Origin of the sequence: Pseudomarimonas salicorniae, from assembly GCF_023156535.1 — a bacterium.
Taxonomy (GTDB): domain Bacteria; phylum Pseudomonadota; class Gammaproteobacteria; order Xanthomonadales; family Xanthomonadaceae; genus Pseudomarimonas; species Pseudomarimonas salicorniae.
This window is the reverse complement of record NZ_JALNMH010000008.1, coordinates 174380-198340: the sequence shown is the minus strand read 5'-3', so window position 1 is coordinate 198340 and position 23961 is coordinate 174380. Positions and strand designations below refer to the sequence as shown.

At 66.8% G+C, this 23961-nt stretch carries 14 protein-coding genes; 8 read left to right on the top strand and 6 right to left on the bottom strand.

What is annotated here, in order from left to right; genetic code table 11:
* The first annotated feature begins 89 nt into the window (after positions 1–89).
* Positions 90–1712: a 3-hydroxybutyrate oligomer hydrolase family protein gene (locus M0G41_RS10945; RefSeq protein ID WP_248209235.1), complete on the top strand. Its 1623-nt coding sequence runs from the start codon at positions 90–92 to the stop codon at positions 1710–1712.
* A 135-nt stretch (positions 1713–1847) separates the two neighbouring features.
* Entirely contained in the window at positions 1848–5369 is a 3522-nt protein-coding gene (locus tag M0G41_RS10940; RefSeq protein WP_248209234.1) for a methylmalonyl-CoA mutase family protein, read from the top strand.
* A gap of 136 nt (positions 5370–5505) precedes the next feature.
* Here the strand turns inward: M0G41_RS10940 and M0G41_RS10935 are convergent, their stop codons facing one another.
* On the bottom strand, positions 5506–6708 hold the full coding sequence (locus tag M0G41_RS10935; protein ID WP_248209233.1) for a hypothetical protein: 1203 nt from the start codon (positions 6706–6708) through the stop codon (positions 5506–5508).
* A gap of 215 nt (positions 6709–6923) precedes the next feature.
* On the opposite strand from M0G41_RS10935, the gene M0G41_RS10930 reads away from it, so the two are divergent.
* Positions 6924–7649 carry an RNA pseudouridine synthase gene (locus tag M0G41_RS10930; protein ID WP_248209232.1) on the top strand — a complete coding sequence of 242 codons (726 nt, stop codon included), beginning with the start codon at positions 6924–6926 and terminating at the stop codon, positions 7647–7649.
* Between the two features lie 249 nt (positions 7650–7898).
* Here the strand turns inward: M0G41_RS10930 and M0G41_RS10925 are convergent, their stop codons facing one another.
* The 5 genes from M0G41_RS10925 to M0G41_RS18900 all read right to left on the bottom strand — a co-directional run bounded on the left by M0G41_RS10925 (position 7899) and on the right by M0G41_RS18900 (position 17970).
* The gene (locus tag M0G41_RS10925; protein WP_248209231.1) at positions 7899–8051 is read right to left on the bottom strand and encodes a hypothetical protein; all 153 of its coding nucleotides are present in this window, start codon (positions 8049–8051) and stop codon (positions 7899–7901) included.
* A 105-nt stretch (positions 8052–8156) separates the two neighbouring features.
* Positions 8157–8741 carry an NnrU family protein gene (locus M0G41_RS10920; protein ID WP_248209230.1) on the bottom strand — a complete coding sequence of 195 codons (585 nt, stop codon included), beginning with the start codon at positions 8739–8741 and terminating at the stop codon, positions 8157–8159.
* Positions 8742–9184: 443 nt separating this feature from the next.
* A complete protein-coding gene (locus tag M0G41_RS10915) occupies positions 9185–12169 on the bottom strand; it encodes a hypothetical protein (protein ID WP_248209229.1) in 2985 nt (994 codons plus the stop codon).
* A gap of 1071 nt (positions 12170–13240) precedes the next feature.
* Positions 13241–13837 (bottom strand): tRNA (pseudouridine(54)-N(1))-methyltransferase TrmY, encoded by a 597-nt coding sequence (trmY, locus tag M0G41_RS10910; RefSeq protein WP_248209228.1) that lies wholly within the window; start codon positions 13835–13837, stop codon positions 13241–13243.
* A gap of 101 nt (positions 13838–13938) precedes the next feature.
* Positions 13939–17970: a LamG-like jellyroll fold domain-containing protein gene (locus M0G41_RS18900; RefSeq protein WP_248209227.1), complete on the bottom strand. Its 4032-nt coding sequence runs from the start codon at positions 17968–17970 to the stop codon at positions 13939–13941.
* A 360-nt stretch (positions 17971–18330) separates the two neighbouring features.
* Here M0G41_RS18900 and M0G41_RS10900 point away from each other — a divergent pair, with 360 nt between their 5' ends.
* From M0G41_RS10900 to M0G41_RS10880, 5 genes are all read left to right on the top strand, one after another.
* Complete coding sequence (locus tag M0G41_RS10900; protein ID WP_248209226.1) at positions 18331–19974, top strand: sensor histidine kinase; 1644 nt, start codon at positions 18331–18333, stop codon at positions 19972–19974.
* 234 nt (positions 19975–20208) lie between these two features.
* A complete protein-coding gene (locus M0G41_RS10895; RefSeq protein WP_248209225.1) occupies positions 20209–20778 on the top strand; it encodes a hypothetical protein in 570 nt (189 codons plus the stop codon).
* A gap of 424 nt (positions 20779–21202) precedes the next feature.
* On the top strand, positions 21203–21751 hold the full coding sequence (locus tag M0G41_RS10890) for a DUF2058 domain-containing protein (protein WP_248209224.1): 549 nt from the start codon (positions 21203–21205) through the stop codon (positions 21749–21751).
* An 82-nt stretch (positions 21752–21833) separates the two neighbouring features.
* Entirely contained in the window at positions 21834–22286 is a 453-nt protein-coding gene (locus M0G41_RS10885) for a C40 family peptidase (RefSeq protein WP_248209223.1), read from the top strand.
* A 573-nt stretch (positions 22287–22859) separates the two neighbouring features.
* Complete coding sequence (locus M0G41_RS10880; protein WP_248209222.1) at positions 22860–23936, top strand: 3-deoxy-7-phosphoheptulonate synthase; 1077 nt, start codon at positions 22860–22862, stop codon at positions 23934–23936.
* The last annotated feature ends 25 nt before the right edge of the window (positions 23937–23961 follow it).

The following is a 23961-nucleotide window of genomic DNA, read 5'->3' as shown; positions in this document are numbered from 1 at the left end:
CATCGGATCGGATACAGCGGCGGACGATAGCAGCGCCCGCTCCGCCGCCGCCATGTACGTTCGGCCAGCGGCTCCGGCAAGATGCCGGCATGGAGTGGATCGATTTCGAGGGCCAGCGCGTTGCGGTCGCGCTGCATGAACAACCTGCGGCTGACGACCTGCTGAGCGGCGGTCTCGGCCTGGCCGGGCTGCAGGTGCCCATCGAGCCGCCTGCCGGCCCGCTGGACCGCGCCGCGCGCCGGCGCCGGGCGCTGCACGCCAACTGGCAGGGCATCGCCTTCCTCGCCGCTCCCGATCCGGGCCTGGTCGAGGCACTGTCGCAGCCGATTCCGGGTCAAGAGCTGCACGCCTACCTGCGTCCGCCCGATGCGCCCGGCCACCGGGTGATGCTGCAGGTTCCCGAACACTTCGATCCCGCGAATCCGCGCTTGCTGGTCACCGCGTCCTCCGGATCGCGGGGCGTCTATGGCGCGGTGGCCCTGGCCAGCGCCTGGGCGCTGCCGCGCGGTTGGGCCGTGGTGCACACCGACAAGGGCTGCGGCACCGACTGGTTCGACGCCGCCAGCGGCTGCGGTCCGGACCTGCTCGGGGAAATGACCGACGACCCATCGCGCCAGCTGTTCCGCCCGTCACTGGATGACGTCGCCCCCGACAGCGTACTGATTGCCCATGCCCACTCCGGCGGCAATCCGGAGGCGCACTGGGGCGAGTACGTGCGCCAGGCCATGCGTTTTGGCTGGGCGGCCCTGGATGCGCTGCATCCTGGAAATACGCCCTCGCGCTCGCAGCGGCGGCGCTGCGTGGCGCTGGGCCTGTCGAATGGCGGCGCCGCCGTGCTGCGCGCCATCGAGCAGCCGGAAGGCTTCGACGGCGCGGTGGTGCTGGCGCCCAACGTTCTGGCCCGGCACGGGGGGCGCGGCTTTCTCGACTACGCGGCGGAGGCCGCACTGTGGCTGCCGCTGGCCCTGCAGGTGCGCGAGCTGGAGGAGCGGGTGGCCGAAGTCCGGCCTTTCGCGCCGGTGCCGCTCGAGCAGTACGCCGAGGCCAGCCGCGCCGCCCTGCATGCGCTGGGCTGGACCGGTGTCACGCCCCACGGCGCCTGGCGTCACCTGCGCCGGCGTGGCTGGCCTGAGGCGGCCCTGGGCTCGGCCCTGCTCAGCACGATGTTCGATTTCTGGTACGCGGCCGGCCACACCTACACCGCAGCGCTGGCCTCGGCCGCGCCCTCGGATACGCCGATGCGCAGCCACTACGCCGCCCTCGATGCGGCCGGGCAGCCGCGACCGAGCAGCGAGGCCGAACGCGAACTGTGGTGGAGCGATGGCTCGGGAATCGTGCCCGGCGCCGGGGTCGGCATCGTCGACCCCGCCCCGCGTGCGGAGCAGCTGGTTCGCCTGCACCGGATGCTCCACGGCAGCGGGCGCGATCAGCGGATCATGCGCGGCATGGCTGCGACGCGCTGTGCGGCGCCCGGCGGGCCGCTGCCGGTGCAGCTGATCCATGGCCAACGCGATGGCCTGATCCCGCCGGCGTTCTCGAGTCTTCCCTATGCGCGCATGGCGCGACGTGCCGGGGCGAGGCTTGCCGCGAGCTACCCGGCAAACGCTCCGCACTTCGATGCCTACCTCGCCTTGCCGGGCTACAACCGCGGCCTCTCACCCCTGCTGCCGCATGCCGGGGAAGCACTCGACGCGCTGCTCAGCCAGCTCTGAGTCGACGCGATCGGGCTGCTGCGCGCCGCCAGGCCCTACGCCCGCGTACGGTGCTCCGAGCGCTCACCACCGGGCCTTAACCGTTGCGCAGGTTACAATTCGCGGTCTTTTCGCCCGCCTTCGACGGAGCCCTCCATGAGCACGCCCGCCACCCGCATCGAACAGCCCGCCCCGGAAGCCACGCCGCTGCGCTTTGTCACCGCGGCCAGCCTGTTCGACGGCCACGACGCCGCTATCAACATCATGCGCCGGCTGATCCAGGCGCAGGGCGCGGAAGTGGTGCATCTGGGCCACAACCGCAGCGTCGAGGACGTGGTCCGCGCCGCGCTGCAGGAGGATGCCGACGCCATCGCCCTGTCCAGCTACCAGGGCGGCCATGTCGAGTACTTCAAGTACATGGTCGACATGCTGAAGGAGCGCGGCGCCGGCCACATCCGCGTGTTCGGCGGCGGTGGCGGCACGATCACGCCGGAGGAGATCCGCGAGCTGCAGGCCTACGGCGTCGAGCGCATCTACCACCCCAATGACGGCATGAAGATGGGCCTGGTCGAGATGATCGAGGACGTGGTCAAGCGCGCCGCCGACGCCCGCGAGACGGGCGGATCGGCCGCGCGCGAGGCCAGCGTGCCGCCGATCGGCGATGAGATCGCCATCGGTCGTGTGCTCAGCGCCATCGAGGATGGCGTGCTCGGCGAGGCCGAACTCGCCAAGCTGCGCAAGGAATGGTTGCTGGCCGGCGGCAAGGTGCCGGTGGTCGGCATCACCGGCACCGGCGGCGCCGGCAAGTCCAGTGTCACCGACGAACTGATCAACCGCTTCCTGCAGCACTTCCCCGAGATGCGCATCGGCGTGGTCGCGGTCGACCCGACCCGTCGGCGCACCGGCGGCGCGCTGCTCGGTGACCGCATCCGCATGAACTCGCTGCGCAGCCATCGGGTGTACATGCGCTCGATGGCCACGCGCCGTCAGCACGTCGCCACCAATGTCGTGCTGAAGGACTGCATCGCCTTCATGAAGGCGGTGGGCTACGACCTGATCATCGTCGAGACCGCCGGCATCGGGCAGAGCGACTCGGAGATCGTCGACCTGGTCGACTTCCCGATGTACGTGATGACCTCGGACTACGGCGCCGCCTCGCAGCTCGAGAAGATCGACATGCTCGACTTCGCCGAACTGGTCGTGCTGAACAAGTTCGACAAGCGCGGCGCCGAGGACGCCCTGCGCGACGTGCGCAAGCAGTGGAAGCGCAACCGCACCGCCTTCACCATGAAGGACGAGGACGTCCCGGTCTACCCGACCATCGCCAGCCAGTTCAACGATCCGGGCGTCAGCTGGATGTTCAGCAACCTGTGCCGCCTGCTGCGCGAGAAACTCTCGGCGCGCACGCCGCACTGCGACTTCAGTCCGAACATCGACACGGCACTGAAGGAGCCACGCGCCACGGTGCTGATCCCCGGCGCGCGGGTGCGCTACCTCGCCGAGATCGCCGAACAGGGCAGGGCGATCAACCGCACCATCGAGAGCCAGGCCGAGATTGCCGATCGCGCGCAGTCGCTGTGGCAGGCGCTGAAGGAGCTCGAGGATGATGCGCTGCCGAAGGCGCTCGATCTGTTCGCCGCCGACGCCCTGCAGGGTGGTGATCGCACCCTGACCACCCTCCGCCAGCGCTACAACGACGCCGTGCAGTCGCTCAGCGCCGAGAACCTCAAGCTGCTGCGCGAGTGGCCGGCGCGGCTGAAGTCGATCACCGATGAGGTGGGCGAGTACCAGGTCCGCGACAAGACCATTCGCGTGGAGAACTACCGCGAGTCGCTGTCGCACCAGAAGGTGCCGAAGATCGCCGCACCGACCTACAAGAGCTGGGGCGAGCTGCTGGTCTTCCTCGGCAAAGAGAACCTGCCCGGCCACTACCCCTACACCGGCGGCGTCTATCCCTACCGGCGCACCGGCGAGGACCCGATCCGCATGTTCGCCGGCGAGGGCACGCCCGAGCGCACCAACCGTCGCTTCCATTACCTGAGCGTGGGCCAGCCGGCGGCGCGCCTGTCGACCGCCTTCGACAGCGTGACCCTGTACGGCGAGGACCCGGCGCCGCGCCCGGACATCTACGGCAAGATCGGCAATTCGGGCGTCAACGTCCCGACGCTCGACGACATGAAGAAGCTGTACTCCGGCTTCGACCTCAGCGCGCCGACCACCAGCGTGTCGATGACCATCAACGGGCCCGCGCCGATCATCCTCGCCCTGTTCATGAACACCGCGATCGACCAGCAGGTGGAGAAATACCTGCGCGCCGATCCGGCGCGCTGGGCCGAGGCGGAGAAGAAGATCGCCGCTTTCTTCGAGGGACGCACCCGCCCGCGCTACCACGGCGAGCTGCCGCCGACCAATGACGGGCTGGGTCTCGCCCTGCTCGGCATGACCGGCGACCAGCTGGTCGAGCCCGAGATCTACCAGAAGATCAAGGCGCAGACCCTGGCCACCGTGCGCGGCACCGTGCAGGCCGACATCCTCAAGGAGGACCAGGCGCAGAACACCTGCATCTTCAGCACCGAGTTTGCGCTGCGCATGATGGGCGACATCCAGCAGTACTTCGTCGACCACAAGGTGCGCAACTTCTACTCGGTGAGCATCTCGGGCTACCACATCGCCGAGGCTGGGGCGAACCCGATCAGCCAGCTTGCCTTCACCCTGTCGAACGGCTTCACCATCGTCGAGTACTACCTCGCCCGCGGGATGAAGATCGACGACTTCGCGCCGAACCTCAGCTTCTTCTTCAGCAACGGCATGGACCCGGAGTACACGGTCATCGGCCGCGTCGCCCGGCGCATCTGGGCGCGCGCCATGCGCGAGCGCTACGGCGCCAACGAGCGCAGCCAGATGATGAAGTACCACATCCAGACCTCGGGCCGTTCCCTGCACGCGCAGGAGATCCAGTTCAACGACATCCGCACCACGCTGCAGGCGCTCTACGCCCTGTTCGACAACTGCAACAGCCTGCACACCAACGCCTACGACGAGGCCATCACCACGCCGACCGAGGAAAGCGTGCGCCGCGCTGTGGCCATCCAGATGATCATCAACAAGGAGCTGGGGCTAAACTTCTGCGAGAACCCCTGGCAGGGCAGCTTCATCGTCGACAAGCTGACCGATATCGTCGAAGAGGCGGTGTACAAGGAGTTCGAGGCGATCAGCGAGCGCGGCGGCGTGCTCGGCGCCATGGACACCATGTACCAGCGCGGCAAGATCCAGGAAGAGTCGCTCTACTACGAGCACAAGAAGCACGATGGCTCGCTGCCCCTGGTCGGCGTCAACATGTTCCTGCCCAAGGAGCACGCCGGCGAGGTCGCCACCGAGATCGAGCTGATCCGCAGCACCGAGGAAGAGAAGGCGCAGCAGATCGAGAACGTGCGCGGCTGGCAGACCAATCGCAACCGCCTCGCCCCGGAAGGCGAGACCGATCACGCCCACGTGGTCGAGGACGCCACCGCGGAGGACGAGGTGCACGACGGCCATGGCCTGGCCTTCCTGCAGCGCACCGCCCGTGAGCGCCGCAACGTGTTCGAGGCGCTGATGGAGGCGGTGAAGACGCACAGCCTGGGCCAGATCAGCCACGCCCTCTACGACGTCGGCGGCGAGTACCGGCGGAACATGTAATTCGACGCTGCGCCGTCGCCCGCCCCAAGCTCCTCCCCTTGCCGAGCCTCGCGCGATAGGGGGAGGCTGGGAGGGGGGGGCACGCCCCTTCGGCACCGCGCAACGAAGCCCCCGTAGAGTCGAGCGCTGAAGCGGCTCAGGACGCTGAGGGCACGCGCCGCAGAACAAACTCCTGCCTGCCGCGAGCCAGGTTCGAGCGGCTACGCTGTTCCACGCTGATCTCGCCCAGAACGGGGTCGTGGCGCAGCGGCCGTGGGCCGTCGCGCAGCGCGGCCGGCAGGGCTTCAAAACGCGCCGTGGGGTCAAGGCCGCGGTCCATCGCCTCCATCTGCAGGAAGGCAGCCAGCACCCGGCGTTGGGCGACATAGTCCAGCTGCAACTCGAAGTAGCTGGAGTAGGGCGCCACCGCGATGTCGACGAGCAGGCTAGAGACCGAGTACGCGACGCGGTCGACCCAGCGGATGGGCGGCGGTGAGAGCAGGAAAGCCCGATCCTCGACCGCCGCCTGGCGGGCTGCCCCGCTGCACGCAGGGGCGAGGTGCTGGGCCAAATTGGCCCGCATCCAGTCCACATCGACCACGGGAGCGCTCATCCATCGCCCCGGGAGGGATTTCGCTTCGAGCTCCTCGCGAAGCACTCCCAGCATCGTGCGCTGCTGGTAGTGCCATTCTCCGCGCAGGGCATTGCAAAGCGTCCCCTCGACGGCGGGGTCCGGTGTCTCCGCCAGGGCCATGCACTGCGCGGGGAGCGGATCCTGCGGCGCGCGCCGGCGCATGTCGGCAATCAGACGGGCGTGCTGATGGAAGATTTCCATACCCATTCTCGCCGTAATGAGGGTGTCTTCCGCGGTAGCCCAGCGAATGGCGGCACGCGCATCGAGGCAGGACTCGGCGAGTGCCTTCTGGCTACCCGCCTCGAGAAACTCCAGCGCGCGCAGGCTGTCGAGGGTGGTCACCGGCGTGAAGTTCGGAAAGGGGCTGGAAAAGTCGATCTCTTCGCGGTGGTCGCGGAACACCGGCGCGCGCAGTGCCCGCTGCGCCTGCAGCAGCAGCGGACGCCAGGTGTTGTCAAATTCCGCGTGCAGGTCCGGCGCCGCTTCGATGACCGCGATGCAGTCATCCACCTCGCCGCAGCGCAGCGCATCAGGCGGTCCGCCCCGGGGCCAGCCCGAGAATCCGAGCAACATCGGAAACCCGTTCTCGCCAGAAGGGAGCCTGGCCGCCGCCTGCATCACGGCCAGGGCTGCCTCCTGGGCCGGCGTCGGTGAACTCAGCCGGCCATAGGTCCATATCGCCGCCACGGCGAGGATGCCGAAGGCCAAGCCGATCAGCAGCCGCAAGATCCAGCGCCGGACTCTTGTCATGGGTTTTCTTTGCTCGGGCTAGCTTTGTGGAAGTTCGCGCCTCGGAGCACGATTGTCACGCGCTGCGAGTGCGCGGGGCTCACACTCCGTGACCGCGGCGACCAGGAATTGTGACCCGAGTTGCCCATCAATCAAGGTGCGAGAGTGCCAGGGATACGCGATGATGAGGCGCCACGATGGACCCCAGCCCGATGAGCGAACCGGTACGACTCTCCAAGCGCGTGGCCGCGCTGGCGGGTTGCTCGCGCGCCAAGGCGGAGCAGTACATTCAGGGCGGCTGGGTTCGGGTCGATGGCGAGGTCATCAAGCATCCCCATTTCAAGGTCGGCGAACAGACCGTCGAGATCGATCCGCAAGCCAAGCTCAAGGTAGAGGAATCGATCACGATCCTGTTCCACAAGCCGGCCGGCGCCACGCTTGCGGTCAGCGAAGATGGCCATCGGCGTGCGCCCTTCGAGCTGGCCAGCCGCTGGAGCGAGGACAGCTCCGATGTGCGGCCCCTGCCAAGGCATCTTCAGGGACTGACCTTGCTGATGCCGCTCGATCGCGAGGTCAGCGGACTTGTCGCGCTGACTCAGGATGCCCGCGTCTGGCGCCGGCTGAGCGAGGATGCCGAACGCGTTGAGCAGGAATACGCGGTCGATTTCAGCGGCGCGCTGCCGGACGATGCGCTGCGCCGGCTCAACGCCGGTGTCGAGTTGTGGGGCGGGCGCAGCGTGGCCTGCAAGGCCAGCCGGCAAAGCGACACGCGACTACGCCTGGTCCTCAGCGCTGCCCGCCCCGGGCAGCTCGGCGAGATCTGCCGCGCAGTCGGCCTCAGCTTCACTGGCATTCGCCGACTGCGCATCGGAAGCGTTTCGCTGGGCAAGATGCCGGCGGGGAACTGGCGCTACCACGATACCGCCAAGCGCTTCTGAGCGCCCCTCTAAAGCGACCACTCCAACGCTGCGCCGAGGGACTGCGTCGGGAGCCGGTGAGCAGCTTGTGGGCCATTCGGTCGCAGCAGACAAGGCTTGCGCGGGAATCGGTGCGTCCCCCCGTCAACGGTGCGATCGGCATCGGGCATGCACTCTCTTGCCTGATCGCCGCCGTGATGGAGGAGCTGCGCACCTCTCGTCGCAACGCGCACAGCCTGGCCTGAGCCGGCTCTAGCCAGTCGTCGCCGCCTACTTGTTCGCCTTCTTTTCCTTCTTCTCGGCCTTCTTTTCTTTCATTGTCTTGGCCGGCTTCTTCTTCTGTTCCTTTTTCTGATCCATGCCCTTGCTCAATGCCTGATCCTCGCTGTCGTAGGCGTCGCGCTGCGCGTGCAGCGACGGCATTATGCGCCGCTGCACGCCGGCTGTTGCAGGGTGTTCGCAGGTAGGTGTCCTGGACGATGAAAGCGCTGACTGCGGCGCGCGGCGCGCGGTCAGCGCGAGGCCGGATCAGCCGGGAAAGATCGCCACACCGATCCACATCGGGTGCAGCCACTTGGCGAAGGCGAACCACGCCACGCCACCGGCCAAGATGGTCACCAGCGTGGAACCCCAGTTCGGCGTCACCGGGGCCCGGCCCAGTGCCCGGTCGCGGCGGCGCAGCAGGATGAAGCTGAGCACGCCCCAGGCGAGGAATCCGCCGAACAGGAGCAGGTCGTGGAGGAATCCATTGGCCAGCAGGTGGGCCAGCGCCCAGCTCTTGGCGCCGAGCACCATCGGATGGCCGAAGCGCGCGCGGAAATGATTGCGGCCGGTGTAGGGCGCCAGCAGCAGGATGAAGGCGACAAGGGTCAGCAGATAGGCCAGATGCCGGGTCCAGACCGGCGGGGCATAGAGCAGCGTGACCGCGCCCTGCCGGGCCTCGCCATAACCCACTACCAGCAGGGCGAATCCGACCAGTGAGAGCAGGGCGAACGCGCCCTTCCAGGGCCCCTCGCCCAACCGCGCCGCGGCCGAGGCCCGCAGTCCCGGAGCCAGCAAGGGGAGAAGATGGAGGCCGAGGAAGATGACCAGTCCGGCTACCAGCAATGCCATGCGATGCCTCCGTCACGCGCCACCTGGCGCCGACGCAGTCTAGCCCGGGCATTCCCCGAGGCACCACGGGCAGCAACGCGCGCTGGACGGGCAGGGGTGATCAGGGGGGCTGCGGTCTTCGCACGTCGCGTGGATTCTGAATAATGACGAGGTCCGCCCTGCGCATTCCGGTTGCCGTGGACACCGAGTACGGAGGCGTGGTCACCAGGAACGGTGGCCGTGGGCTCCGGTGCATCGCGGCGTGCTCAGAACGCGACAGGCATGAGTCGACCCGTTGTTAGCTGTCGCGGATACCGGAAAGCGGACGTTCGAGAATCAGACTGCGATGCGAATGCAGCCGACCCGAAAGACAAGGCGACCGGTGTAGGCAAAGAGCGGCGAGCGGCGAGCGGCGAGCGGAGGAGCTCAGCTGAACACGCGGAGATTCTTCAGGTTCTGGGCCCCTACTCGAAGCCGTCATCAAATGTCAGCCATGGATTCTTGCTTGTGCAGCTGCCGCCATACCAACCCGGCTTGCAGACGCATTGGTAGGATCGCAGAACGGGGAGGATGGACCCAAGATACTTCGCCGAGCACGCGCCGTTTTCGCCGCAGTTGACGCTGTCGCAGGCTCTATCCAGGCGAACGTGCCAGTCTGCATAGGCGGGGTCCTGATTCAGCGTGAGATCACGCGGAGCACTGCAGTCCGAGGCCGGCATGCTGGCAAAGCCGGTGCAGGCGCCGCTGCCCCACATGCTCTCGGTAAAGTCACCTGCGGCATAGAAGCGCCGATCGTGATTCGAATAGATGGTGCCGTTGCAGGATCGTCCCTGCACAGAGAGGTGGAGGCGTTCAACCCCCCATCGATTGCTGACGGTCAAGTCGCCGAAATCGATCACCCAGTCGGGATCGATGTTCGCACCCGACGCCAAGGACACCTCATAGCGATACCGGTCTCCAGCGATGACCGGCACGGCATAACCCTGCTTTCTATTGGTGATATGGATGTGGGGCAGACGTTGCTGGGCCAATCGCCCGCCCGACTGTCGGTCGAATACAGTCAGCAGCAGGTCGCCGCCAGCGTGGTCTCTGGTAAAGATCTTCAGCGGAGTCAACGACGATGCGCACAGGATGCCGTTGTTGTAGCGCCCACCGAGTCCGATGGCGCTGGAAGACACGCAATTCTCCTGAGGAAGATCGAGCAGATAGTCGAAGTTCCCCCCCACTGCAGAGTTGTACTGAGGCGGGAAAATGTCGAAGACGGCGCCATTGGCCTTGGCTTCGATGTTCTCGGGCGACAGGGTGAAGATGCCGCCATTATTGGTGGCGCCGTTGTTGATGTCGAAATTCATCCAGGTATTGCGCCCGTTCTCCCACTTCACGTTGTGCAGCACATACTGCGGCATGCATAGGAATCCGGTGACGCCGACATCGCAGTGGTGGTTGGCGCGCAGGCCATAATTCTTGAAGGTGGTGTTCTCGATGATGAAAGCGCCCATCGCATCCGGCAGATCCGCGCTTCCGTCTTCGTAATATGAGTCACTGATGTGGGCCGAACAGCCATCCTCGAAGGTTTTGGTCTCCTTCCAGTAGATGGAGTTCAAATTACCGATGGTGACGTGGTTCTTGTACTGGATATCACCCGCCCCGTACTGGCCCACGAAGGCGTTGCCGTAATCGAAATGGCCTGTGATCACTGACGCCAGGCCAACGTCCCTGCCCTGTGCATCGTAAGCAGGGCAATCGTCATTGCGATTGGTGGTCCCGTTGTTGGCGATGGACTGGCCTGTGTTTCGTCGGGGGAAGTTACCGTTCAGCAAGTAGGTGCCAAAGCGCCCGCTGGAATGAAAGGTATTGCCCTCCCAGAAGCCAAGCGGTGCATTGCTCCCGCAGACCTGGCCCTCCGAGTCGCCTCGACCATTGCCGGCGTTGTTGAACATGCCATTGAAAAAGTTCGCCATCCGGTTGCCCACCAGCAGGTTGTTCGGGCTTTCCATGTAAAGGCCGGTCTGGTTCAAGGAGGTGTCCGCCTGACCGTTGGACGTGCCGGGGAGCGTGCAGCCGTTGTCTCCCCGTGGGCAGATGCCGACGTTGTAAGCGACGGTATTCAGCATTTCATTGCCGTCCTCGATATAGAGGTTGGCGCCGCGGATGTCATAGAAGACGTTAGCCTCCACTTGCGCATTGTGCGTGGAGTGGAGGATCAGGCCGCGCTGCTGGGAAAACTCCATGGCGTTATTGCGGTAAATGCACCTTGAGCCCGTTTTCGTGGCGTCGTCGGAGCAATCGGCCATGTGGTGAAAGTGCAGGCAGTACTTGCCCTCAACGCCGCGCTGGCCACACTTTTCTATGCGGGTATTGGCCACCACGGAATATCCCGCGTGGGCAGAGGCGGTATGCAGGCCCATCGTGCAGGAATTGCGGTTATTGGTGCACCTGCAGCCTTGCGTCGATGTGCCAAAGCCTGGCCCTGCTTCTGGCAGGCTCGCATCACAGGCGATTTCTTCAAAGTCGTCGCCCGTCACGATGATGTTGCGGCTCAGGTTGATGACTTCGGCGGCACGTAGCGACGCCTCCGTCCCAGTCGGCCAGCTGCGCTCCGCGCGGTGGGTCGAGTTTCCATTGCTTGGCGCACTCAGTTGGACGCTCCCAGTGGCCGATAGGCCGGCAATGAAGAATGCCTGCGCGTTAGCTTTCATGCCGGCTTCGGTGGGTGCCACAGCGATACGGTCGCCAACTTTCCAGCCCATGGCGATCGGGTCGTGCATGAGTCGGAGGGTGCCGGAATTGGGAGTCAGGGGCTCAGCCAGCAAAGACCAGGTTCGGCTCAGCTCACGGCCCACGACGCTGAAGTGAGGAGCGGCGCCCGGATGCATTGCGTGGTGGCGCTCAGCGAAGCTACCGAAGGCGCGCGTGCGCAGGCCGCTGTGGGTGGCGCCATTGTTCTTGATGTAGATCCAGGCGCGCTTGAGCGCGTCCTGAATATTCATATCCCACATACCGCCGGCCTCAACAACCACGTAGCCGGCGCAAAGCCAAGCGTCACTGGCCACTTGAGTTTGGTCGGTCCATCGCACTACGCCACCGTCCCGAACGATCAGGGAGCGCAGGTTCAACACCCCATTCATATTCAGCGTGACGTTGCGGCCGATGACACAATCGTTGCTGTCGCCACAGCGTTGCTGGATATCGGCAGCCCCCACCTGCGTTGGAGTCGCCTCTGAGACGATGACCGTTCCGGTCGCATCCCGGCGCCCCCTGTTCTTGCAGGCAGACAACAGGTTCCCAGGCCCCAGACTCGGGTCGTCGATCGCCGCATAGGAATTGGCGATCAGACCGGGGAACTGCCTGACGTATTCGTTGGTGTCACCCTGTCCGAAGCCGTAGACCAAGGACGGCAAGTAACAGGTTATGACCAGCAGCCACTGGGCAATCCGTCCAGTCTTCATGTGGCAGTTTCCTCACCCGCTTTAGCGATGGTTGATCTTGTCGTGACGGGCCAATGAAGCGCATTCAGACCAGCCCAGAAGCTGAGTCACGCATGGCATGACAGCGCTGTCAATACGATCTCTGATTCCCCGAGGCCTCCCGAGAACCGGGCTCGCCCACGCAATCGTATACAGCGAGGCGTCGAAAACGGATCCCGCCCAAGCCCTTTATCGCGCCGCCCGTCAGGACTCGAAGCTGTGCGTCGCCCACCGGCGCTGCCGAAAGTAGGCCGCGCGGCGCAGACCGCTATCCTCGAACCGCGCCAATTGATCCCGCCAGAAGACCTTCGAACGGCACTTGCCCATTGCCATGCCCCCTCATGCAACGCGCGCGTGAGTGAGGCATTCGCGACAATTCCAGAAGGTGCCCTTGGGCAATGCCTGCGACCTAGTCGATGTTCGAATCGCGTAGGGCCGTGTAGACACCCATCGCGGCAATACTGAGTTGGGCGCGGTATGCCCGGCATCTGAAACCTCACTCTTGAGCGCTCTCAGCCGGTTCGACCTGGCTCCTGTCGCAGCGCCGGGCCGACCGGCGCATCTCGACCCAGAACGTGCGTTCGGTGATGTGTACCTTGGGCGCAAGGCAGACGTACCGCAGAACCCCGATGTAGGAGCCAGCTTGCTGGCGATAGGCGCGCCCAACGGGATGATCGCCAGCAAGCTGGCTCCTACACGCAGCGGTGCTGCAAGGTCCGTTTTGCGCCGTAAAGCAGACCTTGCCGCAGTCGCATTGTGGGAGTGCCCTTGGGCGCGACCGCGGCGCTACGGATTCCCCTCAGACCGCGGCCAGAGCGGAACTCCGCGGTCGCGCCCAAGGGCGCTCCCACAGTCGGGCTTCGTTGGGCGTCAGCGAGCCCCATAGGGTGTGCATGGGCGCACCGATACGGGCGTTCGGACGGTACGCCCGGTGCGGCCAGCCGCACCCTGTAAATGTCTTCTTCGCGGCCGACTGTTGCGCAAGCGCCGACGCCTTCTGGCGCAGAGGGAGCCGACCGCCCGGGCGCCTCGTCTCGTTCGGAGCCTTGCCCGCTAGCCCTGCTGGTCCAGCGCGTGATGGATCAGCACCACGCATTGCGAGGCGAACAGCATGGTCCGGCCGAGGGTGAGCTTTCTTGCTCCGAGACGTTCCAGGCTGTGGAAGGTCTTCTTCGGCATCGGGATGTGATCGGTGAGCAGGAAGCAGGGGCGCGGGCCGAAAGGCTCGGCGACGATCGGTTCGCCCTTGCGATCCATGACGTAGAGCTGGTGATCGTCGGCTAGCTGCTGCACCAGTCGTTCGAAGCTGATCGTGCGGACCTCGACGCCGGATTCCACGGCGCGGCATTCCTCCTTGCCCATGCCGCGCGAGGCGTCCAGTGCGCGGGCCACCTTGGCCAGCAGGGCCGCCTCGTTGAACCCACCTATGTCGTGCATCCGGTCAGACTCGAAGCGGATCGTGCGCGAGTAGTCCTGGGTGCTTTCGAGCACCAGGTACACGGTGACGTCCGGCCGGTGTGACTGGGCGACGAAGATCGCATTCATCAGGGTGTGGGCGAGGATCTCGGCATGCGCCTCGCCGCCGACCGACTCCAGAAGCTTCCGCGAGTCGGTCGGCGCCGCCCGGGCTCTCAGCACAAAGGTGCGCATCACACTCCTATCGCGGACCCGTCCGCGTGACACGCAGCCTGCCCGCGGCGCGCAACCGGCGCAAGCCGGACCGGGGCAGGCTCCATTCCCGGCGAGCGAGCCTACTCGAAGCCGTTGGCGAACAGCCGGATCTCTCCTGCCACCTCCACGGTCAGCGTTGCCGGTGCGCCCTCGGCACCGTTGAGATTCACCGCGCGGACGCTATACGTGTAGGTGTCCGGGCTCAGCTGCCCATCCTCGAACCGGCCGTCGGTGCTGCTCGGGTAGCCGGCGCCGAGATAGCGGGGTGTGGGCTGCGCGAGACTCTTCCGATACAGCGCATACCCGCGCCGCGGAATCCCATCCGCATCCCAGCTCAGGCTCACGCGACGGTCGCCATCGACCACCGCCTGCACGTTCAAAACCGCCGGATGCTGGCACACATCGCCCAGCCCGTCGCCGTCGAGGTCGGCCTGATCGGCATTGGCGATGCCCGGACAGTTGTCGGCCAGATCAGGCAGGCCATCGCCGTCGCTGTCCGCGCAGCCCTCGTCCACCTCGCCATCGCCATCGTTGTCGCGCAGGTCGCACAGCTCGAACCCGGGCGGCGGCGGCGGCAGGTCGGATTCCTCGCTTGAGCGCGTGTCGGGGTCGCCAGGAAGGGCGTCGCCTTTGGGCGCAAGCTTGGCCACCAGTGCAGCCAGGCCCGGCGCCATAGGATTGCGCGGCACATCGCGGTCCAGAACCTCGCAGCTGTCGCTGCCCAGGCGGCTGTGCGGGACGCCGGGGCAGCCTCCGCTTGCGATGAAGTTGGTCCGGCAGTCGAGCGGCGCAAGCCCGGTCGCCAGCGTCGGGAGGCGCGCCCGGTAGTCCGGACTGAAGGCATAGCAGCTGGCCTCCGGGTTGGCGCAGTCGGGAAGGTAGAGGTCGAGGCAGCCCTGCGGGTTGGGGATGGCATCCCATTCGCTGCGTCCAAGCAGCTGGGTGCTCAACACTCCGTCGTTGTTGATGTCCACCGCCACCGGCGCGCTGTCGATGATGTTGTTGCAGTTCCAGTCGATGCCGCTGCCGCTCTGCGTGGGCGGGCTGAAGTCCCAGGCGCCGTCTTCCTCACGCCGGGTGATGGTGCGCAGTCCGTCGCTGTAGGCGTAGTTGAGTCTGTCCCCGCGTCGGCAGTGGAAGCGCAGTACCGGAAAGGACCCGGGCTCGGCATGGCTGCAGTCGACGCCGCGCAGGGCGCTGGCGACCGCCGAGCTGGCGCGCTCGTCCAGCCCAGTCTCGTCGAGATCGCCAAGGCCGGCCAGCGCATAGCTCTGCCGACCGATCACATCGGGCCCGAAGCCGCGCGGAACCGGGCTGGGCAGCGGCTTCATGCAGACTGTCCCGGCGCCAAACTGGTAGTTCATGATGCTCTGGTAGTTCGGCTTCCGGTTGAGGTCGTCGCCACGGTTGTCGAGGAAGACGAAGCCGCCGGAGACGCGACGATTCCGCGTGCCGCTGCGTCCCCCGTGCCCGAGGCCCAGAGCGTGGCCGAGCTCATGCATGACCCGGTAAGGCAGGTCGACGATGCGCCGGCATTCCGGTCGCCCCGTGGCGTCGAGAAATTCGCAGGGCTGGGTGCAGCGGGCGAGGCTGCCGTCCTCGTTCGGGCAGTCGGCGTCGACGGAACATGCGGAGCCTGCGTTGATGCCGGCGCTGCATCCGGCGCGGCACAGTCCTCCGCCCGGACAGTCGAAGTCCTCACGGCAGCCCGCGCCCTCGAGGTCGCCGCCGCGGCAGTAGCCGTTGTCACCGGCGAGGCCGTCAAGATCCAGGAACCGGTTGGTGGCGAACGAGCGGCCGGTGAGATGGCGGACGTAGCCGTAGCGGAATGCCCAGTTCCGCTCCGGCGCGAAATAGTAGGCGCCGTCCTGCTGCTGGTAGGCGGCGTGCCAGGAGCCGAAGTGCGTCACCGGATGTGCGGTCGGCCGGTCGCGTACGCGGGTTTCGGCGTAGAGGTGGATGCCCTTGTCGCGATACTCGGCGCGCATGGCGTCGACTGCATCGATGACCTCCTCGAAACCGGCCTCATAATCGAGCTGCAGGAGCACGTCCCGGGCGCAGGGATTCACCCCGAAATCCGACAGGACCAGCCGACTGCCGTCGGCGAATCGGATGCCCAGGACTTCCCAGCTGTCGGACAGGCCGTCGCCGTCGGTGTCGGGGTTGGCGGGATCGGTACACAGCAGGCGCTCGATCTGGTCCGCCAATCCGTCTGCGTCGCTGTCGAGTCCGCCGGCTTCCACCAGGACCACCACGTCGCTCGCCGTATCGCTGGTCAGACTCTCGAAATCCACGGCGCGCGCCGAGAAGCGCAGGAACTGGTCCAACGGCCCCGGGGTGAGCGTGACCTGGCAGGTGCGTTCGCTGCGAATCTCGGTGAACGTGCAACGCTGGTAGATGCCGGTGATATCGGCCAGTCCGTCCCGGATCAGGATCTCGCGGATGCCAGAGGGGTCGCTGGCCCGCGCCGTCAGCGTGACCGACTGCCCCGGGGCGAGTTCCTGCCGGTCCGCCTCAAGAGTCAGGGCCGGCTTCTCTCCATCAACGGTGACCACGAAGTCGCGCGGCGAACTCAGGGCCATCTGGCCGACGTGGTCGAAGACCCGCGCAATGGCGCGGTGGGGGCCGACCGGGAAATCTCCAGTGTGGCTGCAGTAACCGTCCTCATCCGAGGTGCCGAAGAACTCGCAGCTCTCGACCACCGCGTTGTCGACCAACAGCTCGACCAGCTCCACATCGACATCATCATTACCCGAGGCTTCGATGCGCCAGGTGGATGGGCGCATTCCCCCGGGATTGGCAACCATCGCAATCGAAGGTCGGCGCCCGTCGCCGCTCGGGGGCGGGGTGAGGTTGATGCGCACCGGTTGCCAGCTGGACGGTTGATCCGAATTCGAGAGGGGTGGCCAGCCGACCTCCCGGATGGAGCCGTTGCGGAAGCGATGTGCAACGCGCACGCCGAAGGGGCGGGCGTTGCCCAACGCGCTGCGTGGGATGCGGAACTCGACGCTCTCGGCGAACTCCGTGCCGTCGATCCGCGCGGACACGCCCGACGGCACCGCGGTGTCCTGCCAGGCTCCTGAGGACGATCCCCTCTGCGCGCGCAGCCCGGCTACCCGCGCCACCATGAGCCGAAGGTCGTCGGTGGCGGGCGCCGACGCGGCGTCCCCATCGGTGTCGATGATTACCTCGTACACCGGGTCGTCGGCGAATCGTCGGCGGTTTTCGATGCAGACGTGGAGTGCGCCGGCGTCTCCACCGATCCGCGTGTAGAGTGGATTCGATGCGTTAGCCGGCAGGTCCGAACCGGTGGCGTACCAACTGGGCAGGCCCGGGGCGCTCGCCCATCCGTTTTCGGTGCAAAGACCGTCGGTACTGACCACGCCCAGCGGTCGCGCCAGCAGGGGATCATGGGGCACCGGTGGCGAGGGCAGGCTGGCGAACGTGGCGATGCTTGCGGGCCGGCTCTCGAAGTTGCCGAAGCGTTCCTCCACCGTGCCATCCAGCGACCAGGCGGCGATCAGCCCGGGGGCCGGCAGCCTCTGGCTCTTGAGCATGCCATCGCGTACCTCGCCGAGCGTAAGGCCGACACGCCAGATCCGCAGCTCGGAGATGAGGCCGTCGAAAGGATTGAACGCGGGGAGCGGGCGCGTGCTGGCGCCATCGGCGCCGATACCGAGCGGCCGCGGATTGCCGGGCAGGGGCAGGGGGGGCGCGAACCGCGTGAGATCGACGTTCCCGTTTACGTAGTGATACCGGAAGGTGCCGTTGTAGGTCACCGCCACGTGAACCCAGGTGTTCAGGGGCACCTGGGCGCTGCTCGTCGCCTCGCTTGCCGTGCCTGCAAGATAGGAGCGCAGAAAGCCATTGCACACGCCGAACCAGTACCCGGTTTCGAAATCCTTCCCTGCGATGGTCTGGCAGCCGCTGCTGCTGTTCAGTCGCACCCAGGCCTCGATGCTGATCTCGTCCGGCGGCTGCAGGTCTGGCGCATGCTCGACCTGGATACGGTCCACGATGGACGACACGGCAAGGCTCGAGGAGTTTGCCCGGAGGGGGTTCGAGGCCGAAACGACCAGCAGGGCAAGCAGGCACAGCAGGGACCGGCACATGGGCGGGCTCCGTGGCAGGGGGCTTGTCCCGGCATACGGAAAAACCCTGCCCTGGCTGCCACAGATGCTTCGCGACGCCGCGTGCCGACCGCGTCGCGCCTGCGCAAGTAGCCGCCCTGCCGACGCTTTTTTCGGCAGCGGCCGGATTCGCGGTCCGTGTTCGCATGTGCCCGGCGGTGCGACTGTGGGCCGCAGCTTGCTACACCCCCCACGGCGGGTTTAGTACAGTCCTGCCGTGCAGACCCGGTCGCTTCCAATATTGCGCGGGCATGGCCCGCAGCGCGCGCGGGACCCGTTCCGTACCCCGGCACCGCGCCCGCCGCGTCGGCTGCCAGCCCGGCCCGCCGTCGAGCCTTCGTCATGGGCCGCCTGATCGAGCGGTTCTGGTCCGCGCCCGAGGGGTCGGGTGACCTCGCCACCCTGCGCAGCCGCCTGCTCGACAACCTGCTCCTGCTCATGGCGCTCGCCGCTACGCCGGGTATCGCCATATCGGTGCTGCGCGCCGGTGATATCGGCTGGCAGGCGTTCATGACCGCGCAGCTGGTCATTCTTGCCGTGCTGTGGAGTCTTTTCCTGTTCCGGCGCCACCTGGGCTACCCAGCCCGGCTGGGCGGCTTCGTCACGTTGTGCACGCTGGCCGCCTTCGCCGCGACGGTGCAGATCGGACCGGCCGCGGACGCACGCTTCTTCCTGGTGCTTTCGACCCTGCTGCTTGGACTCTTCCTCAGCGCGCGCGCCGCCTGGGGCTACGCCGCCTTTGCCGTGATCGCGGTGGCGAGCCTCGGGGCCTACGCGGTGCTGTTCGGGCTGCCATTGACCATCGACTACGTCGAGTATGTCCGCACTCCCAGCAGCTGGTTCTCGATCACCTACACGCTCGCGGTGTACGCCGGCGTGTTCGCCTACCTCGCTGCAAGCCTGATCCACCACCTGCAGCACAACGCCGATGTTCTCGCCCGAACCAGCGAGGTGGCGCGGATCGGGACCTGGGAGCTTCGGTCCCATGGCTCGCTGCGCTGGAGCCCCGTGGTGTGCGCGATGCATGGCAGCATGCATGCGCCGCGATCGGTGGAGGAATGGCTGGGCTTCTACGAGCACACCGAGGCATGTGAGCGTCTGCGCGATGCGCTGCAGACCGCGCGCGAGAAGGGCGAGGCCTTCAGTGTGGAGGTGCCTGCCCGCAGCGCACAAGGCGACCCGCTCTGGCTTCGCATCACCGGCCTTGCGGTCAAGGACCGGTGGGCGCGGCGCAGGCTGCAGGGCCTGGTGCAGGACATCACGGAGCGCCGCGAGGCCGAGCGCATCAAGCACGAGTTCGTTTCCGTGGTCAGCCATGAGCTCCGCACCCCGCTTGCGGCGATCTCGGGGTCGCTCGACCTGATTGGTTCGGGTTCCCTGGGCGAGCTGCCCGAACAGGTCGCTCCGCTGGTCGAGGTCGCCCGCCGCAACGGCGACCGGCTGCGCGCACTGATCGACGACCTGCTTGATGTCGAGCGTCTGGCCAGCGGCAAGCTCGCGCTCCGGACCTCCGTCCACTCGCTCTGCGAGCTGGTGGAGCAGGCGGTGGAGAGCAACCGGGGCTACGGCAGCCCGCGTGGGGTACGACTCGACTGTGAGAGAGGCGACGAGGATCCGCAGGTGGAAGTGGATCCGGCCCGTCTGCAGCAGGTGCTGGCCAACCTGATTTCCAACGCGGTGAAGTACTCACCCGACGGGGGCGAGGTGCACATCCGCATCCGGCGCCACGAGGGCAGGGTACGCACCGAAGTCTGCGACAGCGGCCCGGGGATTCCCGAGGACTTCCAGCAGCGCCTGTTCGAACCCTTCACCCAGGCCGACGCCTCCGACACACGCCAGCGCGGTGGCACCGGCCTTGGCCTGGCCATCACCCGTGCCCTTGTCGAGCGCATGGGGGGCGAGATCGGCTTCCACTCCGTGCCCGGGCAGGGCGCCACCTTCTGGTTCGAGTTCCCGCTGGTCGAGACCCGGTCCACCGCCTCCTGACAAGATCACCGATGGAACCGGGCCTGGCGGGGCTCAACCTGATGGCGTGTGGCCAGGAGGCCGTCGCGCGGGGCCACGTGCTGTGCGCCTTCCCGTGCTGCGCGGAGGTGTGGAGGAGGCGGGTGGCTGAATCGGCGCTCCCGGCGCCACGCTTACCGCCTCGTGGTACGGCGGCGCTTGCGTCCGTCGATGGATCGCGCGAAGGTCCGGTTACCCCACCTTCGGAGCACCGCCATGGGCGTCACCCTGATCGACCTCTGGATGCCGATCCTGCTCGGCAGTGCGCTCGCCTGGATCGCCAGCGCCCTGATCCACATGCTGCTGAAGTACCACAACAGCGACTATCGCCAACTCAGCAACGAGGCCGAGGTCGCCGCTGCCCTCAAGCAGGGCGCACCGCAGCCCGGTGTGCACTCGATTCCCTACTGCGTCGACATGAGCCAGATGGGCGATCCGGCCATGCAGCAGAGGTTCAAGGACGGCCCGGTCGCCTTCGTTGCCGTGTTTCCGAACGGCATGCCCAACATGGGGAAGCTGGTTGGTCAGCAGTTTCTGCACTTCCTGTTCGGCTGCGCGCTGATCGCCTGGATCGCCAGCCTGGCGATTGCCCCCGGCACCGCCTACCTCGGCGTCTTCCAGTTCATCGCCCCGATTGCCTTCCTGACCTTTGGCTGGGCCTCGATTCCGTACTCCATCTGGTACGGGCACACCTGGTCCACCACCGCCAAGTACCTGTTCGACGCCCTGATCTACGCCCTGGTCATCGCCGGCAGCTTTGCCTGGCTGTGGCCGGCGGCCGGCTGAGCGGCCCTTGGGCGCCGCAGGCGCAATATGAGCTTGAGGCGCGAAGTTCGCATTCGCCCCGGTGCATCAATCGGGCCGATGTTCTATGGGAGTGCCCTTGGGCGCGACCGCGGAGACCCGCTCTGGCCGCGGTCTGAGGTGAATCCGTAGCGCTGCGGTCGCGCCCAAGGGTGCTCCCACAGTCGGGCTTCGTTGGGCGTTGGCGATGCCCCATAGGGCGTGCCTTGGCGCATCGATACGGGCGTTGGGACGGTATCCCCGGTGCGGCCAGCCGCACCCTATGCATGTCTGCTTCGCGCCCGAACCAGGCCTTGCGGCGCGGGTTCGCCTGACCTCCAGGCTTCACCGGCCGTGCCCTGGGGTTCATCCCGGCCGTGGTCGAAATGGGCTAGGCTCGTCGGCACTCTCCAATGCACGCCCCACCATGCGCAACGCCCTCCAGGACCAGCTGCTCAAGGCCGGTCTGGCCAAGAAATCCAAGGTTGACCAGATTGCCCGCGAGCAGGCCAAGCAACGCCACGCCAAGGGGGCGCCGGCTGCGCAGGCCGCCGCGGATGCAGAGATCGACGCCGATCGATTGCGCCGCGAGAAGGCCGAACGCGATCGGGCCCTGCAGGCCGAGCGCAATGCCCAGGCAAAGCAGGCCGAGCAGCGCGCCCAGGCGCGGCAGATCATCGAGCAGAACAGGCTTCCGACCGAGGGTGACAGCGAATACCGCTTCACCGATGGCCAGGTGATCCGCAGCCTCCTGATCACTGCGGCTCTGCGCAAGCAGCTGGCCCGGGGCGGGCTGGTGATTGCTCGCTTCGACGACAGCTATGCATTGATCCCCCGCGCCGCAGCGGAGAAGGTCGAGGCGCGCGACCCGTCGCTGATCGTGGTGGATCACGCTCGAGATGCGGGGCAGGCCGAGGCCGGCGAGGACGATGAGTTCTATCGGCAGTTCGTGGTGCCGGATGATCTGGTCTGGTAGAAGTGAACTCGTTTCACGGGGCCGTCCTCCCCGGTGCGTCATTCCTTGCATTATCCGGCTGCTCTGGCTCTGTGGGCTGGCGATGCTGTTGGCCGGCTGTGGAGGCACGCCGGAGCGCTCTGATCGCTCCTGGTCGTCCGCCTCGCGCAGCGAAGGCGCCCGGGCCAATGCCGTCCTGTTCCGTGCGATCGGCCTGGTCGGCACGCCCTATCGCTACGGCGGCAACACCCCCGAGGGCGGCTTTGACTGCTCGGGGCTGGTCGGCTACGTCTATCGTGACGCGGCCGAGCTGGCCCTGCCGCGGAGTACCCGGGAGATTGCCGGGCTGAAGGCGCCGAAGGTGGAACGCGATGAGCTGGCGCCGGGGGATCTGGTGTTCTTCGGCCCGAAAGGCCGGGTGAACCACGTCGGGATCTATGTCGGCGAGGGCCGCTTCGTGCACGCACCCAACCGCGGCGGTACCGTGCGCCTGGATGCGCTGGACGGTCACTACTGGCGGGATACGTGGATGTTCGGCAAGCGGGTGCTGCGCTGATTGCGCAAGGCGATGTGCGGGCGCAAAGCAGACATTCATAAAGAAGACATTCATAGGGTGCGGCTGGCCGCACCGGGCGTACCGCCCGAACGCCCGTATCGGTGCGTCCAAGACGCACCCTATGGGGCTTCGCTGACGCCCAACGAAGCCCGACTGTGGGAGCGCACATGGGCGCGACCGCGGCGCGGCGTATTCACCACAGACCGCGGCCAGAGCGAACCTCCGCGGTCGCGGCCATGTCCGCTCCTACGAAAAGCCCGCCGATCCGAAGCCGCGGCGAACGTCCGCTCTGCGCCCATCCTCCACCTTCAGATGCCCTGTGAAGTGCGTCCGGCATCCAGTTTCCGGGCCAACCGTTGCTGCGCCGCGCAAGGGCGTGCTATCACTGTGTCCCATGAGCGCAGCGCACGTCCCGTTTTGTTTTTGGTACGCCTTTCCAACGCCCCCGGCGGAGGAAGGAATGCGCGCGACCTGATCAAGGCCCCCACGCAAACCCGAAAGCCGCCAGCGAACCTGGCGGCTTTTTTCTTGCCGCCAGCCAGCCGGTGATCCGAACGACAAGGAGATCCGACCATGCATGCCCCGACCGACGACCTGCGCATCAGCCGCATCGATCCGCTGATCTCACCGGCCCAGCTGATCACCGACCTTCCCTGCGATGATGAGGCAGCCACCACGGTGGAGGCCTCGCGGCGCGCCCTGCATCGCATCCTGCACGGCCAGGATGATCGTCTCGCTGTGGTCATCGGTCCCTGCTCGATCCACGACCCGACGGCGGCGATGGAGTACGCCCATCGCTTGCGTCCGCTGCGCGATGCCCTGGGCGATGCGCTGGAGATCGTCATGCGGGTGTACTTCGAGAAGCCGCGCACCACGGTGGGCTGGAAGGGCCTGATCAACGACCCCGACCTCGACGGCAGCTTCAACATCAGCAAGGGCCTGCGCCTCGCCCGTGGACTGCTGCGCGACATCAATGCCCTCGGCCTGCCGGCGGGCGTCGAGTTCCTCGACGTGATCTCGCCGCAGTACATCGCCGACCTGGTCGCCTGGGGCGCGATCGGCGCGCGGACCACCGAGAGCCAGGTCCACCGCGAGCTGGCCTCGGGCCTGTCCTGCCCGGTCGGCTTCAAGAACGGCACCGGCGGCGACATCAAGATCGCCGCCGACGCGGTGGGCGCGGCCTCGCATCCGCATCATTTCCTGTCGGTGACCAAGGGCGGCGGCACGGCCATCGTCGCCACCCGCGGCAATCCCGACTGCCACGTCATCCTGCGCGGCGGCAAGGCGCCCAACTACGACACCGCCAGCATCGACGCCACCGCCGAAGTGCTGCACAAGGCGGGCCTGGCCACGCGCCTGATGATCGATGCCAGCCACGCCAACAGCGGCAAGAACCCCGAACGCCAGCCCGCCGTGGTCGAGGCCATCGCCGCGCAGGTCGAAGCCGGCGACCGGCGGATCAGCGGGGTGATGGTCGAGAGCCACCTGGTCGGCGGACGCCAGGACCTGGTCGACGGCCGCGCCGCGGTCTACGGCCAGAGCATCACCGACGGCTGCCTCGGCTGGGAGCCCTCGGTGACGGTGCTGGAACGTCTGGCGGAGGCGGTGCGCGTGCGCCGACGGCGGGGCGGGGAGAGTCTGGCGGCTTAGCGGTTGGAGTCGGGCGAGGTGGGGC

Excerpts from the sequence above, each read along its gene's own strand:
- M0G41_RS10940 (WP_248209234.1), top strand. The coding sequence starts at position 1,848 with ATGAGCACGCCCGCCACCCGCATCGAACAGCCCGCCCCGGAAGCCACG.
- M0G41_RS10945 (WP_248209235.1), top strand. The coding sequence starts at position 90 with ATGGAGTGGATCGATTTCGAGGGCCAGCGCGTTGCGGTCGCGCTGCAT.
- M0G41_RS10895 (WP_248209225.1), top strand. The coding sequence starts at position 20,209 with ATGGGCGTCACCCTGATCGACCTCTGGATGCCGATCCTGCTCGGCAGT.
- M0G41_RS10880 (WP_248209222.1), top strand. The coding sequence starts at position 22,860 with ATGCATGCCCCGACCGACGACCTGCGCATCAGCCGCATCGATCCGCTG.
- M0G41_RS10930 (WP_248209232.1), top strand. The coding sequence starts at position 6,924 with ATGAGCGAACCGGTACGACTCTCCAAGCGCGTGGCCGCGCTGGCGGGT.
- M0G41_RS10920 (WP_248209230.1), bottom strand. The coding sequence starts at position 8,741 with ATGGCATTGCTGGTAGCCGGACTGGTCATCTTCCTCGGCCTCCATCTT.
- M0G41_RS10925 (WP_248209231.1), bottom strand. The coding sequence starts at position 8,051 with ATGCCGTCGCTGCACGCGCAGCGCGACGCCTACGACAGCGAGGATCAG.
- M0G41_RS10890 (WP_248209224.1), top strand. The coding sequence starts at position 21,203 with ATGCGCAACGCCCTCCAGGACCAGCTGCTCAAGGCCGGTCTGGCCAAG.
- M0G41_RS10900 (WP_248209226.1), top strand. The coding sequence starts at position 18,331 with ATGGGCCGCCTGATCGAGCGGTTCTGGTCCGCGCCCGAGGGGTCGGGT.
- trmY (WP_248209228.1), bottom strand. The coding sequence starts at position 13,837 with ATGCGCACCTTTGTGCTGAGAGCCCGGGCGGCGCCGACCGACTCGCGG.
- M0G41_RS18900 (WP_248209227.1), bottom strand. The coding sequence starts at position 17,970 with ATGTGCCGGTCCCTGCTGTGCCTGCTTGCCCTGCTGGTCGTTTCGGCC.
- M0G41_RS10915 (WP_248209229.1), bottom strand. The coding sequence starts at position 12,169 with ATGAAGACTGGACGGATTGCCCAGTGGCTGCTGGTCATAACCTGTTAC.
- M0G41_RS10885 (WP_248209223.1), top strand. The coding sequence starts at position 21,834 with ATGCTGTTGGCCGGCTGTGGAGGCACGCCGGAGCGCTCTGATCGCTCC.